This is a genomic window from Rothia endophytica, from assembly GCF_039543885.1.
Taxonomy (GTDB): Bacteria; Actinomycetota; Actinomycetes; order Actinomycetales; family Micrococcaceae; genus Rothia; species Rothia endophytica.
On record NZ_BAABKP010000001.1, the window covers coordinates 956695 to 972795 of the forward strand.

15 protein-coding genes, 2 tRNA genes and 1 other RNA gene are annotated in these 16101 nt (G+C 55.6%); 9 read left to right on the top strand and 9 right to left on the bottom strand.

The features are described 5' to 3' along the window. Window positions 1-6 precede the first annotated feature (6 nt). Window positions 7-1002 (top strand): tyrosine recombinase XerC, encoded by a 996-nt coding sequence (locus ABD982_RS04300; protein WP_345445024.1) that lies wholly within the window; start codon window positions 7-9, stop codon window positions 1000-1002. Window positions 1003-1018: 16 nt separating this feature from the next. Continuing rightward, the gene (locus ABD982_RS04305; protein WP_345445026.1) at window positions 1019-1558 is read left to right on the top strand and encodes a DUF3145 family protein; all 540 of its coding nucleotides are present in this window, start codon (window positions 1019-1021) and stop codon (window positions 1556-1558) included. 79 nt (window positions 1559-1637) lie between these two features. Here ABD982_RS04305 and fabF read toward each other — a convergent pair whose 3' ends face one another. The 5 genes from fabF to aceE all read right to left on the bottom strand — a co-directional run bounded on the left by fabF (window position 1638) and on the right by aceE (window position 8451). Then, the gene (gene fabF, locus ABD982_RS04310; protein ID WP_345445028.1) at window positions 1638-2903 is read right to left on the bottom strand and encodes a beta-ketoacyl-ACP synthase II; all 1266 of its coding nucleotides are present in this window, start codon (window positions 2901-2903) and stop codon (window positions 1638-1640) included. Window positions 2904-3008: 105 nt separating this feature from the next. Further along, window positions 3009-3248 (bottom strand): acyl carrier protein, encoded by a 240-nt coding sequence (locus ABD982_RS04315; protein WP_185174557.1) that lies wholly within the window; start codon window positions 3246-3248, stop codon window positions 3009-3011. Window positions 3249-3500: 252 nt separating this feature from the next. Continuing rightward, window positions 3501-4526 (bottom strand): beta-ketoacyl-ACP synthase III, encoded by a 1026-nt coding sequence (locus tag ABD982_RS04320; protein ID WP_345445033.1) that lies wholly within the window; start codon window positions 4524-4526, stop codon window positions 3501-3503. Window positions 4527-4544: 18 nt separating this feature from the next. Beyond that, complete coding sequence (locus tag ABD982_RS04325; protein ID WP_345445035.1) at window positions 4545-5456, bottom strand: ACP S-malonyltransferase; 912 nt, start codon at window positions 5454-5456, stop codon at window positions 4545-4547. Window positions 5457-5709: 253 nt separating this feature from the next. Then, a complete protein-coding gene (gene aceE / locus ABD982_RS04330; protein WP_345445037.1) occupies window positions 5710-8451 on the bottom strand; it encodes a pyruvate dehydrogenase (acetyl-transferring), homodimeric type in 2742 nt (913 codons plus the stop codon). 346 nt (window positions 8452-8797) lie between these two features. On the opposite strand from aceE, the gene ABD982_RS04335 reads away from it, so the two are divergent. The 5 genes from ABD982_RS04335 (at window position 8798) to gndA (ending at window position 11600) form a co-directional block, all read left to right on the top strand. Then, on the top strand, window positions 8798-9214 hold the full coding sequence (locus ABD982_RS04335; protein ID WP_251378901.1) for a DUF3052 domain-containing protein: 417 nt from the start codon (window positions 8798-8800) through the stop codon (window positions 9212-9214). Between the two features lie 270 nt (window positions 9215-9484). After that, window positions 9485-9557: transfer RNA gene (locus ABD982_RS04340), tRNA-Val, on the top strand. Window positions 9558-9613: 56 nt separating this feature from the next. After that, window positions 9614-9689: transfer RNA gene (locus tag ABD982_RS04345), tRNA-Val, on the top strand. A gap of 147 nt (window positions 9690-9836) precedes the next feature. Continuing rightward, on the top strand, window positions 9837-10028 hold the full coding sequence (locus ABD982_RS04350) for a hypothetical protein (protein WP_251378900.1): 192 nt from the start codon (window positions 9837-9839) through the stop codon (window positions 10026-10028). 93 nt (window positions 10029-10121) lie between these two features. Beyond that, window positions 10122-11600 (top strand): NADP-dependent phosphogluconate dehydrogenase, encoded by a 1479-nt coding sequence (gndA, locus tag ABD982_RS04355; RefSeq protein ID WP_251378899.1) that lies wholly within the window; start codon window positions 10122-10124, stop codon window positions 11598-11600. A gap of 66 nt (window positions 11601-11666) precedes the next feature. Here gndA and epsC read toward each other — a convergent pair whose 3' ends face one another. From epsC to msrA, 3 genes are all read right to left on the bottom strand, one after another. Further along, a complete protein-coding gene (epsC, locus tag ABD982_RS04360) occupies window positions 11667-12251 on the bottom strand; it encodes a serine O-acetyltransferase EpsC (protein WP_345445041.1) in 585 nt (194 codons plus the stop codon). Window positions 12252-12383: 132 nt separating this feature from the next. Beyond that, a complete protein-coding gene (cysK, locus tag ABD982_RS04365; RefSeq protein ID WP_251379674.1) occupies window positions 12384-13310 on the bottom strand; it encodes a cysteine synthase A in 927 nt (308 codons plus the stop codon). Between the two features lie 75 nt (window positions 13311-13385). Beyond that, window positions 13386-13910 (bottom strand): peptide-methionine (S)-S-oxide reductase MsrA, encoded by a 525-nt coding sequence (gene msrA / locus ABD982_RS04370; protein ID WP_345445044.1) that lies wholly within the window; start codon window positions 13908-13910, stop codon window positions 13386-13388. A gap of 105 nt (window positions 13911-14015) precedes the next feature. Between msrA and ABD982_RS04375 the strand changes: the two genes are divergently transcribed. Further along, complete coding sequence (locus ABD982_RS04375) at window positions 14016-14909, top strand: Nif3-like dinuclear metal center hexameric protein (protein WP_345445046.1); 894 nt, start codon at window positions 14016-14018, stop codon at window positions 14907-14909. Between the two features lie 34 nt (window positions 14910-14943). Here ABD982_RS04375 and ABD982_RS04380 read toward each other — a convergent pair whose 3' ends face one another. Further along, the gene (locus tag ABD982_RS04380; protein WP_345445048.1) at window positions 14944-15711 is read right to left on the bottom strand and encodes a YaaA family protein; all 768 of its coding nucleotides are present in this window, start codon (window positions 15709-15711) and stop codon (window positions 14944-14946) included. 31 nt (window positions 15712-15742) lie between these two features. On the opposite strand from ABD982_RS04380, the gene rnpB reads away from it, so the two are divergent. Next, an RNA gene (rnpB, locus tag ABD982_RS04385) (RNase P RNA component class A) lies at window positions 15743-16097 on the top strand. Window positions 16098-16101 lie beyond the last annotated feature (4 nt).

Consider the following 16101-nt stretch of genomic DNA (forward strand, 5'->3'; position numbering starts at 1 on the left):
TTTGGCGTGGAGAACACCTCAGCTAACAGTGCCTCCGACCTACCCACCACCCTGAAAATTGGGGCAGGAACCCTCGATACCGACCGCGAATACACCCGTGCCCTAGAAGCCTACGAACGCTACCTAACCTACGAGCTCCATCGTTCCCCCGAGACCATCAAGGCCTATCTCTCAGACTTGTCTGACTTCTTTGCCTATGCTCTGCGGCACGGAACCACTCACCTCAGTCACCTTGACCTCACCATGATGAGAGGTTGGCTAGCAACGCTCAACTCCAGACAAGCACGAGCCTCACTGGCCCGTAAGACCTCCACCCTGCGTCGTTTCTTCACCTGGGCCGAGGAAGAGGAACTGGTGCAGGGTAACCCAGCCCGCCACCTCAGCACCCCCAAGAAAGCATCAAAGCTGCCGCAGATTCTCAGCAAAGACCACCTCAAGACTCTGACAACCACCCTTGAAACAGCGCTAGCTCAAGAACCGACTAACCCCCGCCTCCTGCGTCTCAATGCCGTGGTTGAAATTCTCTATGCCACCGGCATCCGCATATCAGAGCTCACTAATCTAGATCTCACCAGCGTGGACCGCACCAACCGCACCCTGCGGGTTATCGGTAAGGGCGATAAGGAGCGCGTCGTGCCTTTTGGGCTACCAGCGCTCGCTGCTCTCAACTCATGGGTACAAAAGGGGCGGCCGCAATGGTTACCTCAAGCTCCGGCGTCACCGCAGATTGCCCTTTTCATCGGGGCCAGAGGTAAGCGAGCCAACCCACGGCAAATCCGAGAAGACCTCACCAGCTTGCTACTTACCCTAGATGACACACAGGCGACCGGTGCCCACGTTTTTAGGCACACGGCTGCCACCCACATGGTCGATGGCGGTGCAGACATCCGAGCCGTGCAAGAACTCTTAGGGCACAGTTCTCTTGCTACCACGCAGGTTTATACGCACGTTTCGGTGGAACGTTTAGCTCAAACTTATTCACGCTCCCACCCCCGCGCTTAGACCACGATAGAAAATCATGACAGCTCTACCCCCTCCTCTGAGTCAGCCTTCACATCAGCATCTGAAGACTGGTGGCTACCTTTTCATCCATGCTGCTCCTTCAACCATAACCCCGCACCTTCGGTGGGCCATCGAGAGCGTAGTAAAAAATGCTGTAAGCCTGAACTGGCAAGAGCAAGCGGCCCGCCCCGGTCACCAGCGAGCGGAGCTCAGCTGGTCAGGTCAGCAGGGAACCGCAGCTCAGCTCGCCTCAGCACTCAGGGTCTTCGATGGTATCTTCTTTGAGGTGACTGAGCGAGCCACCCTCACCACCGATGCCGTGCGCTTCATGTACACCCCATCTTTAGGTATTTGCGCTGTAGGGACCGATGTGCTGGGTAACTTCACGGTCACCGAAGACCGAGTCAAGTACGCCTTTGAACAGGCTGAAGGAAGCTTTGAGGCACTGTATCAGGAATTCTCCCTCATGCTGGGTGAGCCCTGGGACGAGCAGCTGGAGCCGCTGCGCGCCGCTAGTTCCCAAAGTAATATCACCCACATCAACCAAAAAATGTAGGCAACTGGCATACGCCCGGGAACAGCAAGGGGGCGGCACCACCAGGTGCCGCCCCTAAAAGATTAACTCTATCTAGACTCTAGACGCTGCGGAAGGCCGCTACAGCGTTATGCCCACCAAAACCAAATGAGTTAGAAACAGCTGCAATGTCACCTGCGGGCAGGTCACGAGCATCAGTCACTACATCAAGGTCAATCTGAGGGTCTTTGTCCTCAAGATTAATAGTGCAAGGAGCCTTACGGTGGTGAAGTGCAAGAACAGTTAGCACTGCTTCGAGGGCGCCGGCGCCACCTAGAAGGTGACCGGTCATTGACTTTGTGGCTGATACTGCAACCGAACCGGTATGATCGCCGAAAACCTCACGCAGAGCTAGTGACTCGGGAACATCGCCCACGGGGGTAGAGGTTGCGTGCGCATTGACGTGAACGACCTGCTCAGGTGAGATTCCACCGTCTGCCAGAGCCTCTTGAAGTGTGCGGGTAGCACCCAAGGCCGCGGGATCCGGGGCTGTGATGTGGTGGGCGTCAGCAGAGACTCCGGTGCCAGCAAGCTCAGCGTAAATACGTGCGCCACGAGCTTTAGCATGTTCCTCTGATTCAAGAATCAGAGCGGCTCCACCCTCACCCATCACAAAGCCATCGCGACCGCTGTCGTAGGGCCGGGAAGCAGCAGCCGGGTCGTCATTGCGGGTAGAGAGAGCCTGCATTTTAGCGAAGGCTCCGATAGTCATGGGGTGGATAGCTGCCTCAGAGCCACCGGCTATAACAACGTCAGCCTTGCCAGAACGAATCAGCATGAGAGCTAAGTCAAGGGCTTCGGTAGAAGAAGCACAAGCGGAAACCACAGTCTGAGCTGAACCGCGAGCCTTGAGATTCATGGACACTGCAGCCGCATTAGAGTTGGGCATCAGCATGGGCACGGTCATGGGAAGCATACGGCGAGGGCCCTTTTCCCGCAGAGTATCCCAGGCGTCCAGCAGAGTCCAAACTCCACCGATACCGGTGCCAAAAGCAACGGCGGTGCGCAATGGATCGCACTCTTCAGCCTCTTCTGCGTCCTTGCCGCTAAAACCTGCATCCTCCCACGCCTCACGAGCGGCTACCAAAGCCAGCTGACCGGAGGGATCAAGTCTCTTGCTCTCAACTTTAGATAGACGGCCAGATTCAACCGCAGCGACAGCTACCCGGCCTGCAATTGAAACAGGCAGCTCGTACTCCGTCACCCAGGGCTCATCAATGGTGGTGATACCTGAAACCCCGGCGAGGGCGTTTTCCCAGGTAGTAGGAACATCCCCGCCGATGGGGGTGGTTGCACCGAGGCCGGTGACAACGACTTTACGAGACATCTGTGCGTCCTTCGAACTAAGTCTTGAGTGAGGGAGTTGAACCGAGAGGTATATAAAAGAGGTTGGGCGCGGAGGAATCCGCACCCAACCCTGCCGGGGGCAAACTTATGCGTTTGCGATGAAGTTTACTGCATCACCCACGGTCTTGAGGTTCTTTACCTCTTCGTCGGGAATGGTGACGCCGAACTTCTCTTCTGCATTAACAACGATGGTCATCATTGAGATGGAATCAATGTCGAGGTCTTCGGTGAAAGACTTCTCGAGCTGAACGTCCTCAACCTCAACGCCGGTTTCTTCGTTGACGATTTCTGCAAGGCCTGCGAGGATTTCGTTCTGATCTGCCATGATGGCTCCTTTGTCTAGGGTGTAGCGGCATCTGCCGCTGAAGGTAGGGTGCTCTAACCCCTCTCAAGAGGTCAAAGCGACATCTAGCAGCTACTGCTACTTTTAGTCTTCACAGTTGAGTGTAGTCTCTCCAACGGGGTTTGACCGGCTTATCAGGCCCACTATTTTTGAAATAAACCTAACATTTTTTTCAAAAAAGATTTGGCCGAGGTGAGTGAGAGTTAGTCAGTTCCCCCTAGGGTTGGAGAGGCTTTAGGGGAGGACGACCACCTGGGCGGCAAAGACGAGACCAGCGCCGAAACCGATCTGCAGGGCAAGCTTGCCTGACAGTTCAGGGTGCTCATCAAGCAGAGCATCTACTGCCAGAGGCACGGAAGCAGCTGATGTGTTGCCTGCACACTCAATATTGCGGCCTACGAGGACGGTGTCGGGGAGTTTGAGTGTTTTGACCATCTGGTCGATGATGCGCATATTGGCCTGGTGAGGCACAAAGGCGCCGAGATCTTCGGCGGTGATACCCGCAGCGTCTAGGGCTTGCTGTGCGACCTTAGCCATTTCCCACACTGCCCAGCGGAAAACTTTCTGACCATCTTGGCGTAGGGTGGGCCAGATTTTCTCTCCCTCTTCAACCGGATGAGCAACAAAATCACGGTTGCGAATCTCAAGGATGGAATGGCTCATGCCTACAGCTTCCCAGTTGGCGCCATCCGATCCCCACACGGTTGGCCCTATGCCGGGGGTCTCTGAGGGGCCAACTACGGCTGCACCAGCGCCATCGCCCAGGAGGAAGGAGATGGTGCGCTCGGTGTTATCAATAAAATCTGAAAGCTTTTCAACACCAATCACCAGGACGTTCTGGGCTGTGCCTGCCTTGACGAGGGCATCAGCCTGGGCTACCGCGTAGCAGAAGCCTGCGCAAGCAGCTGAAATGTCGTAGGCAGGTGCCTTGGAACCAACACCGTGGGCAACCAGCGCAGCAAGGGAAGGCGTAGCGTGCGGGTGGGTTACGGTTGCAACGATAACCGCATCCAAATCTTCACCAATGATACCTGAGTTGGCGAGCGCGTCCTTGGCTGCTGCCACAGCAAGATCGGTAATGGAAAGGTTCTCTGATGCGCGGTGGCGGGTTTTGATGCCGGTGCGCTGGACGATCCATTCATCTGATGAATCGATGGGGCCAGCGATGTCATGGTTGGTGACATCAAGGTCACCGCGGGCTGATCCGTAGCCAAGAATGCGTGAGTAGCGGTTGGGTTCCGCCTGCTTGAGGGTAGGCACTTAGATGTCCTTTCAGTGTTAGGCAGAGAGCGCTGCGGTGAGCGCGTTAAGGTCGTCGGGGGAGTTAATCGCTGAAGCGGGGGTGCCACGCAGACCTCGCTTTGCCAACCCCACCAGGGTACCGGCCGGGGCTACCTCTACGAGGTGTTCAACACCTGCTTCTGATAGGGACGCCATGCACAGGTCCCAGCGTACAGGGCGGGTCACCTGCGCTACCAGGGAATCTAGTGCAGCGGAACCGCTGCTGACAGGGGCACCGTCAAAGTTTGAGAGAAGGGCTGAAGTGGGGTCCTTAGGCGTCAGGGTGTCCGCAAAATCAGCGAGGGGCCCCTGAGCAGCTTCCATATAAGAGGTATGGAAAGCGCCAGCTACCTTGAGCGGAATGACACGAGTTTTAGCTGGCGGGTTTTCAGCAAAAGCGGCTAAATTCTCTAGCGAACCAGCAGCAACGATCTGGCCGCCGCCGTTTGAGTTGGCCGCAGTCAGACCGGCAGCAGAAATGGCCTCGCGGATATTGTCCTCAACTCCGCCCAGTACGGCACTCATGCCGGTGGGTGTAGCCGCTGCAACTTCAGCCATACCGTTTGCTCGCACGCGAATAAATTTCATGGCTTCTTCTTCGGTGAGCACCCCAGCCAAGGCAGCAGCGGTAATTTCACCCACCGAATGTCCTGCAAAAATAACGTCGCGGTCGCCGAGAAGTCTCTGTGCTAGCTTGCCCGTTACAAGACCAGCTGCAACAATCAGTGGCTGAGCGATAGCAGTGTCCTTGATGGTCTCCTCGTCAGCTTCAGTGCCGTAGCGGATGAGGTCAAGGTCGGCTGCAGCTGAAAGTTTTTGCAGGTGCTCACTCACACCGTCCAGCTCTAACCAGGGGGTCAGAAAACCGGGCTTTTGAGCTCCCTGACCTGGACATAGAAGGGCAATCACAGGGGTGAACCACCTTAGAAGTAGCGTTGTCTTTTCAAGAAATTTGAAAGTTTCTTGAATCTTTTTCAAATAACTATCCTACTCCTCTTTTGCCCTCCACCTGGTAGAAGATTTGCGTTGTGCAGACCACAAAGATAAAGAATCAGTCGCTTACCCCTCAAAGATGAGCGACACCGAATTTTTAGTAGACGAGAAAGGGCTGCTATTCCCCTACTGGGGGGAATAGCAGCCCTTGAGCTACCTAGTGGTAACCTTACGCGTCGCCACCGGCGTTACCGGAGGTACCAGCGTTGATGTTGTTCAGGTCGTACTTAGCAAAGGCCTGAGCGGGAGCATCGGCAGCAACTTCACCGCGCTTTGCCAGCATCTGCAGGGTACGGACAACGATGGATGCTGAGTCGATCTTGTAGAAGCGACGAGCACCTGCACGGGTATCTGAGAAGCCGAAGCCGTCAGCGCCCAGGGTTGCAAATTCGTTGGGAACGAACTGGCGCACGCCGTCCATGAGGTCGGTCTGGTAGTCAGAAACTGCAACAATCGGGCCGGTTGCGCCCTCGAGCTGAGCCTCTATGAAGGGCTTGCGCGGGGTAGCTGCCGGGTCTTTGAGCAGAACACGCTCTGCATCGAGACCGTCACGGCGTAGGTTGGTCCATGAGGTCACTGACCAAACATCAGCAGAAACGCCCCATTCCTCAGCCAGCATCTGCTGAGCCTCCAGTGCCCAGGGAACGGCCACACCTGAAGCGAGAAGCTGGGCGCGGGGGCCATCGTTCTTGGCTTCTGAGAGGCGGTAAATGCCGCCAATGACCCCGTCAACATCGAGGTTCTCGGGCTGAACAGGGTGCTGGATCGGCTCGTTGTATACAGTGAGGTAGTACATGACGTTATGGTCTTCATCGCCGGTGCCATACATGTGCTCGATGCCGCGCTTGACGATGTGCGCGATTTCGTAACCATAGGCGGGGTCATAGTGAATAACCGCGGGGTTGGTGCCGGCCAGGATCGGTGAGTGACCGTCCATGTGCTGCAGACCTTCACCCGTGAGGGTGGTGCGGCCAGCGGTACCGCCGATGATGAAGCCTCGAACCAGCTGATCGGCGGCTGCCCAGAAGGAGTCACCGGTGCGCTGGAAGCCGAACATCGAATAGAAGATGTAGACAGGAATCATGGGTTCGCCGTGGGTGTCATAGGACGAGCCAACAGCGGTCATTGCTGCAACACCACCGGCTTCATTGATACCCACGTGAATGATCTTGCCCTGGGGTGATTCCTTGTAGGCAAGCATGAGTTCACGGTCCACAGCCAGGTAATTCTGACCGTTGGGGTTGTAAATCTTAGCGGTGGGGAAGTAGGAGTCCATGCCGAAGGTGCGTGCCTCATCGGGGATGATAGGCACGATGCGGTGGCCGAAGTCCTTTTCACGCATGAGGTCCTTGAGCAGGCGGACGAAGGCCATGGTGGTGGCAGCCATCTGCTTGCCGGTGCCCTTTAGCGCACCCTTGTAGGCCTTCTCGGAGGGCAGGGGGATTTCGGGCTGGATATTCTTACGTCCGGGGATGAAACCACCGAGCTCTGCGCGGCGTTCCATCAGGTACTTGTACTCTTCTGAGTCCTTACCGGGGTGGTAGTAAGGAGGGTTGTACAGGTCGTTCTCCAGCTGTTCGTCAGAGATGGGGATGCGCAGATGGTCACGGAAGCGCTTGAGGTCATCCATGGACAGTTTCTTCATCTGGTGGGTCGCGTTGCGAGCCTCGAAGCTAGCACCCAGGCCGTATCCCTTGACGGACTGCGCCAGGATGACGGTGGGCTGACCCTTGTGATCCACTGCTGCCTTGTAGGCGGCGTAGACCTTTTGGTAGTCGTGAGCACCACGCTTCATGGCCCAGATTTCCTCGTCGGTCATGTCGGCGACGAGTTCCTTGGTTTCGGGAGTCTGCCCGAAGAAGTGCTCGCGGATGAAGCCACCGGACTCTGCTTTGTAGGTCTGGAAGTCGCCGTCTAGGGTTTCGTTCATAACGCGGACGAGCTCACCGGAGGTGTCCTTTTCGAGCAGGGAGTCCCACTCGCGACCCCAAAGAACCTTAATAACGTTCCAGCCGGCACCGCGGAAGAAGGCTTCAAGTTCTTGAACGATTTTGCCGTTACCGCGAACGGGGCCGTCCAGACGCTGAAGGTTGCAGTTCACCACGAAGGTGAGGTTATCCAGCTTTTCGTTGGCAGCCAGCTGCAGTGCGCCGCGTGACTCGGGCTCGTCCATTTCGCCGTCGCCCAGGAATGCCCAAACGTTCTGGTCGCTGGTGTCCTTGATGCCGCGGTTGTGCAGGTACTTATTGAAAGATGCCTGGTGAATCGCGTTCAGGGGGCCAAGGCCCATAGATACGGTGGGGAACTGCCAGAAATCGGGCAGGTTACGGGGGTGGGGGTAGGAGGGTAGGTGGGTGCCTTCCTTGGTTTTCTCCTGGCGGAAACCGTCGAGCTGCTCTTCACTGAGACGGCCTTCGAGGAAGGCGCGAGCGTAGTTACCGGGGGATGAATGGCCCTGGAAGAAGAGCTGGTCGCCGCCACCGGGGTGGCTACGGCCGCGGAAGAAGTGGTTGTAGCCTACTTCGTAGAGGGTCGCCATACCTGCGTAGGAGGAGATGTGGCCGCCCACGCTGATGGTTGCCTTCTGTGCTCGCTGAACCATAACGGCAGCATTCCAACGCAGAATGGCGCGGTAGCGGCGTTCAACCTGCTCGTCACCGGGGTATTCCGGCTCTTGGTCTACGGGGATGGTGTTAACGTAGTCAGTAGTGGTCACCATGGGGACGGTGATTGACTTCTGGCCTGCGCGCTGCATGAGCGAGCGCACGATGAACTGGGCGCGCTCGGTGCCGTGAGTCTCGACGAGTTCGTCGAAGGATTCAATCCACTCGCCGGTCTCTTCGGGGTCAATGTCGGTGAAGCTGTTTGTCAGCGCACTCAAAACGTGATCGTTCGTTTCTGAGGGTCCCACGAGCCAACCTCTCTATGTTGTAGGTATAGCGCACCATTTGGTGATAAATGTGCGGTGCGCTGGGTGTTGGTGTCTTTAGCAACATTAGGGTCGCTCAGACAACTTATCTACTATGGTGTCACAAAATGGCACTCTGGCGGTCTTCACGCCTGGATTATTAGGTGTGAAATAGCTGTCACTTCACCTATTTTTTCTTATCAGCGAAATTTGATGCCACCCTTTTGGTCGTGTTCTGTTGCTTTGAGCGGTGTTTACGTGTTCAGTGGTAGATGAACTGACGATGCTCCACATCCGGGTGGGGCTCGGTGAGGGCAGTAGTTGCCCGCTAACTTCAAGGAGGACGTTCGTGAGCGAGACTCGTGCCGCTGACAAAGATGCGGTAGTCAAGCTTGGTTTCAAGGATGGGGATCTCATCCAGGAATTTGGGTATGACGATGATGTTGATTTTGATCTTCGAGATGATCTTGAAGATTGCATCGGCTCGGAGATTCTTGACGAGGACGACCAGGAAGTCGTGGATGGCATCCTGCTCTGGTGGCGAGAAGAAGACGGCGACCTGGTAGATGGGTTGATGGATGTTCTTTCTTCTCTCGATGAAGGCGGTGTGGTGTGGCTACTGACCCCTAAGGCTGGCCGTGATGGTTATGTCGCCCCGGGAGAAGTTCAGGAAGCGGCACCGCTGGCCGGCTTGCACGTCACCACGACTGAAGCTGCCTCTAAAGATTGGGCTGCTACCCGTCTGGTGATGAAGCAAAGTAAATAAGATATTCCTACACAAACCCCGCACTGTTGTCTCTAACGTGCGGGGTTTGACGGTCTCAAGAGAGAGCCAGCAGGCAATACTTCTAACATTCACTGAACTCAGCGTAAAGATGTTAGGAAAATTTTTTTCACTGATTTTCCCCTGAATTCTGGGGGCAAACAGTGCTCTAGACGATTTTTTATGGCGAGCGGTGCCTCTTTCGGTTTGCGAGCGGCGAACGGTCTGTGTAAAGTATTTCTTGTTGTCAAGAGCGCAAGCACGCGACACGATGGGTCTTTAGCTCAGCTGGTAGAGCGCCACGTTTACACCGTGGATGTCATCGGTTCGATCCCGGTAGGACCCACGAACGAAACCTCGGTTTTGTCAGTTAGTTACTTGCAGTAACTAATAACTCAATAAGGGTCTTTAGCTCAGCTGGTAGAGCGCCACGTTTACACCGTGGATGTCATCGGTTCGATCCCGGTAGGACCCACCATCTAAAGCCTCGCAGTGATCTGCGAGGCTTTTTGTTTCTGCTGGTTTAACAGTTCTGGCATGATAGTCGGTCTAGTTTTCTTGGCGCTAGACTGGGAAGGTCGCCCCGACGTCCTACCTTCTTCTGACCGCTACCGGAAAGCCACCTGTGAAACGCAACTTTAAGCCCCGCAACTTTACCGCTGTGTTCCTCTCTATTATCTGGTTCCTGGTGTCTGTTTCATTTATTATTCAGGGCATGATGGTTCAGCTGTGGATAGGTTTTGCTGTAGTTGCTCTCATTATTGGCGGGCTGGCTGTGTGGGTTCTTTTCACTGATACATATGACCGGGAGCAGTAGAGGGTTGCCACCTGGCTCCCAGCATGTGAACGTTTTGTTTCTCTCATAGCGCGTACGCCCAAAAATAGGGCAAATCAGCGTAATCTAAAAGGCATGACTGAAACTAATACTGAACGTAAAGCACAGATTGGTGTGACCGGCCTTGCCGTGATGGGCGCTAATCTAGCACGTAACTTAGCACGTAATGGCTACACCGTAGCTCTTCACAACCGCTCTGTTGAAAAAACTGATGCCCTCTTAGCTGCACACAGCGCTGATGGCGATTTCATTCGTACCGAGACCCTTCAGGAGCTCGTAGATTCACTCGAATCACCACGCCGCATTCTGATCATGGTGAAGGCCGGCTCACCGGTTGATGCCGTGATTGATCAGCTGGTACCCCTGCTCGATGAAGACGATGTCATCATTGACGGCGGTAACTCACACTTCCCCGACACCATCCGACGTGAGCGAGCACTGGCTGAGAAGAACCTGCACTTCGTGGGTATTGGCGTTTCAGGCGGCGAAGAAGGCGCGCTCAATGGTCCCTCCATTATGCCTGGTGGATCAGCTAAGGCTTATGAGTCGCTCGGGCCGCTCTTAGAAAAGATTTCGGCTAAGGCTCCTAATGGTGAGCCCTGCTGTGCATGGATTTCAACCGATGGTGCCGGCCACTTTGTCAAAATGGTGCACAACGGTATCGAGTACGCAGATATGCAGGTCATCGGTGAGGCTTATGACCTCTTGCGTTCAATTGCCGGTGTTGAGCCTGCTGCTCAGGCAGAAATCTTCAAGCAGTGGAATACCACTGACCTGAACTCCTACCTCATTGAAATTACTGCTGACGTTCTGGCTCAGGTTGATGCCAAGACTGGCAAGCCCCTGGTCGATGTCATTGTTGATGAGGCTGGCCAAAAGGGTACCGGACGCTGGACGGTGCAGGCAGCTCTTGACCTTGGTGCTCCCGTATCAGGTATCGCAGAATCAGTCTTTGCCCGTGCACTGTCTTCAGGTAATCCTGAGGCACGTCTACAGGCTCAGCAGCAGCTTCCGGAGGGACTGATCGCTACCACCGCTGTAGCCAATGGTGATGAGGAGTTCATTGAGGACGTCCGCAAGGCTCTCTTTGCCTCAAAGCTGGTTTCTTACGCTCAGGGTATGGATATGCTGGCTAAGGCCGGCGCCGAATACCACTGGGATTTGAAGCTTGATGTGATTGCTAGCCTCTGGCGTGCCGGTTGCATCATTCGTGCTGAGCTGCTGGGCGAAATTATGGATGCCTACAAGAGCGAGACCCCCGCTAACATGCTGCTGGCTCCCGCTTTCACCGCCCTGCTCGAGGATCTGGTACCCTCCTGGCGTCGTGTAGTCGCTAAGGCAACTGCTGAAGGTGTGCCAGTGCCGGTTTTCTCTTCGTCCCTGTCTTACTACGACGCCCTGCGCCGTAAGCGTCTTCCCGCAGCCCTGATTCAGGGCCAGCGTGATTTCTTCGGTGCTCACACCTACGGTCGTATTGACTCAGAGGGCATGTGGCACACCGAGTGGAGCGGCGATCGCAGCGAAATCAACGCTGAAGATAGCCACACCCACTAGGAAGCTTATCTCTTCTAAGAGTAAAAATGCCCCTGAGCTGTAAGGCTCAGGGGCATTTTGTGGTTCTTAGATCCACATGGTGGGGTCAACATACTCTACAGCGTCCACCAGGGGTAGCTTGGCGTCCGCGGTACGGGGCCGGGAGCGGGCTGGGATGCCCGTGATGATGGAATCTTCTGGGTGATCGTGTACTACCACTGAGTTGCCACCAATAGCTGAATCAGCACCAATCATCACCGGACCTAGCACCTTAGCGCCTGCACCGATAGTAACCCGATCCCCGATGGTGGGGTGACGCTTTCCCTTCTCCAAAGAACGCCCGCCTAGGGTGACACCGTGATAGAGCATCACATCATTACCCACCTCCGCGGTTTCACCGATGACCACGCCCATGCCATGGTCAATAAAGAAGCGGCGACCAATGATAGCGCCCGGGTGGATTTCTATACCGGTCAAGAAGCGGGTGAACTGGCTGAGAGTTCGAGCTATTGACTTGGTGCGCTCTTGCTGCCAGAGCTTGTGAGCTAGACGGTGTGCCCAGATAGCGTGCAGACCGGAGTAATTAATCATAATTTCAGCTGGGCCGCGGGCAGCGGGGTCGTGGGTGCGGACCGTTTCCAGATCCTCACGCAAACGCGCCATAAAACTCATTGTTATCCTTTACCGTGCAAGCATCTCTTCATGTTGAGTATAACCGCTGGTAGGGGCAAACATATTCCTGTTTTACCCAAAAAAGCGCCACCGCCGAAAATTTCGGCGGTGGCGCTCAGCGGGCTTTATTGTTTAACCGCGGATATCTTCGTATAGAAGGGTTGAGATGTAGCGCTCACCGAAGTCACACACGATAGCTACAATCAGCTTGCCAGCGTTCTCGCTCTTTTTAGCTTCTTCCAGTGCGGCCCAGACCGATGCACCGGAGGAAATGCCGCCCAAGATGCCTTCATGGGTGCCCAAAGCACGAGCCGTTGAAACAGCGTCCTCAATACTGACATCAGCAACAGCGTCATAAATGTCACGGTTGAGGGTATCGGGAACAAAGTTGGCTCCCAGACCCTGGATTTTGTGGGGACCAGCCTTGCCTTCGGTCAGCAAAGGGGAGTCCTTGGGCTCTACCGCAACAATTTTGATGTTGGGGTTTTTCTCTTTCAGGTACTTTCCAGCACCCGAGATGGTGCCACCGGTGCCGATACCTGCTACAAAAATGTCAATCTTACCCTCGGTTGATTCCCAAATTTCGGGGCCGGTGGTCTTGTAGTGCACGGTTGGGTTAGCTTCGTTGCTGAACTGGGAGGCCAGGACGGCGTTTTCGGTGCTGGCAACGATTTCTTTTGCCTTCTCTACAGCACCACGCATACCCTCAGAACCGGGGGTCAGAACAATCTCGGCTCCGTAGGCGCGGAGCATGACACGACGCTCGTTGCTCATGGTCTCAGGCATCGTCAGAATGACCTTGTAACCGCGAGCTGCGCCCACCATAGCCAGAGCAATACCGGTGTTACCTGAGGTGCCCTCTACGATGGTGCCACCGGGCTTGAGCGCGCCTGCTTTTTCAGCTGCGTCGATGATAGCTACGCCAATACGGTCTTTGACGGAGTTAGCGGGGTTGTAGAACTCGAGCTTGACGGCTACGTTGCCAGGCAGGTTCTCGTCCAAGCGGTTAAGACGGACGATGGGTGTACCGCCGACGACTTCAGTGACATTGTTGTACATTTTTGACACGGGTTAGCCTTTCGGGTTATTGACTAAGAAGGTTCAGTTTTATTCTACGAGAATTGGGTAGCTGGGCTAAGAGAGAAGAAACGTGGCGTAACGTTGGCGCACTTTTGAGAGTTTGGGATTGATGACAGCCATGCAGTACCCCTGGTAGGGGTTGCGAGCATAGTAGTTCTGGTGGTACTCCTCTGCCTCATAGAAAGTGCCCAGGGGCTCAAGTACAGTTACCACCCGGTTATCCCATACCTGGTTGGCTCGTTCTATCGCCCTCTCAAAGATGGCTTTTTGCTCTTCATCAGTGTAGTAAAGGGCCGAGCGGTACTGGCTGCCGACATCCGCTCCCTGGCGGTCCCAGCTGGTGGGGTCATGGGAGGTGAAGAAAATATCAAGAACCGTGTCAGCATCAATGATTGAGTCGTCGAATTCGACCTTAACTACCTCTACGTGACCGGTGGTTCCGCTGCACACCTGCTGGTAGGTGGGGTTGGGGTCAGCGCCCCCGGTGTAGCCTGAGATGCTGGCAGTGACACCCTTGATATTGCGGTATACGGCGTCGACGCACCAGAAGCAGCCTCCGCCTAAAACAAAATTCTGCATATATCTGTAACCTGCTGGGCGCCCTAAATATTCCGGCGAATAGAACACTGTGCCCGCTGATGCGTTGAACTTCTCAGTAGGCTACCCAAATGAAAGAATAGGGGCATGACTGATACGAAAATACCTACCCTCCATGATGTGGTGACGGCCTTTCACGAGATTTTCCCCCCGGCTTTGGCCGAAAACTGGGACGCTAGCGGTCTTGTGCTGGGCCGAAAGGACGCGCCCGTGCTCACTGTTGGCTTTGCGGTAGATGCCACGGTGAAAACCGCCGCCGAAGCAGCAGAACGCGGGGCCGGTCTGCTCATTACCCACCACCCGCTTCTGCTGCGCGGTGCTTCCTTTCTACCTGATACCGACTACAAGGGCGAAATCACCCACACCCTGATCGAAGCGCACTGCGGCCTGCTGGCCGCCCACACCAACGTGGACTCAGCCCCCCACGGCACAAACGACGCGTTTATGGACATGCTCGGCATCAGCGAACGTCAGGTGCTAGCTGATGACCAGAGCGTTGAGGTCAACGGCAGCCAGGTGCAGGTAGGCATCGGCAGGGTTGGTCGGCTACCCCTGCCTATGACACTCAAGGAACTAGCTGAAAAAATCGCGGACTTTCTACCTGCCACCGCAGCAGGGCTACGCGTTGCCGGGCGGGCAGATACTCAAGTGCAAAAAGTGGCTTTGTGCACCGGTGCTGGGGACTCTCTTTTCAAGGAGGCACTCAAGAGCGGCGCAGATGTCTATATCACCGCTGATTTACGCCACCACCCAGCATCAGAACTCCGAGAAAACGCTCTGATAGCCGGCGGTCCGGCGCTCATCGACTGCTCACACTTCGCCAGCGAATGGTTGTGGATGGACGGCGCAGCTCAGCTGCTCACCGAACGCTTAGCGGACCGTGGGTTCACCATCAGCACCTATATTTCTGATCTCAACACCGACCCCTGGGACTTCACCGTTTCAACCGGGAAGATGAGCGGTTCAGCCAGCACCCGCTAACTCCAGCTACGGCCAGAACCTCAAGCCCGGCGTCCTACTCTTTCACCACCAGGGTGAGGGTGCCGGGCCTTTTATCTGTTGCGGCGCTCAGCTCCACGGTGAACTTGGGGGAGAGCCTGGGTAGTAGCTGTTCAATATCGTTGATGTTCGTAAGGCCTTCATCGATCAGGTATCGGGCCAGCAAACCCCTGTAGTGCTTCGCCATATGTGAGACCACCTTGCGGCTGCCGTCGGGCAGCATCTTCTCAACTCTTACCGCATAGGTGAGCTGAGGTTGAGGTGCCCAGGCCTTAGCGTAAGCAGCTGACCGGCAATCAATAATCAACTGACCGGCGAAGGCATCAGATAGAACCGACGTCAGCTCACCGGCCCAAAATTTAGCCAGATTCCCACAGTTACCTAGTTTCACTCCCATGGAGAGACGGTAAGCCGGGATGCGGTCCTTTAAGCTCACCGCACCCCAGAGCGCGGAAATCACCAGAAGGGACCGAACAGCGCTTTCTTGAGCTGCAGTACCTAAACTTGCATAATCAAGCGCTTCAAACAAAACCCCGGTGTACACCTGAGCCGCAGGTGCAGCTGGCTCAGCTAAAAGGCGAGTATTTCTTTCAACCTCAGCCAGTAAGGACTTACCGACCTTGAGCTGTTCAGCGGCGCCTTCTTCTGCACTAACCTGAGCTAGCTCCTCCACCACGCGCTCGCGGGCTTCGGTGAGCTGCGGGAACGATAAATCACCTATCTCAACGGGGCTGGTACCTGTGGCGGGAGTCTTACCTTCGGAGGGCGGTAGAAGAATGAGCATAGTTTTTAGTGTAGTAAAGTTGAGGGGTGGACGGGGTGCCTGGGCAATCGCGAGACCTAAGGTTTCGAGGAAAGTCCGGGCTCCACAGCACAGGGTGGTCGATAACGTCGACTCAGGGTAACCTGCAGGCCAGTGCCACAGAAAATAGACCGCCGCACCTCTGGTGCGGTCAGGGTGAAACGGTGAGGTAAGAGCTCACCAGCGCCCCGGGCGACCGGGGCGGCTCGGTAAACCCCACTCGGAGCAAGGTCAAACAGGGCATGCTAGTAGCCAGTGCGGCGAAGTGCCCGGGTAGGCTGCTTGAACCCACGAGCAATGGTGGGTCTAGATGGATGATTGCCGCTCGGCAACGAGTACAGAACCCGGCTTATAGGGCACCCCGTCCCTACA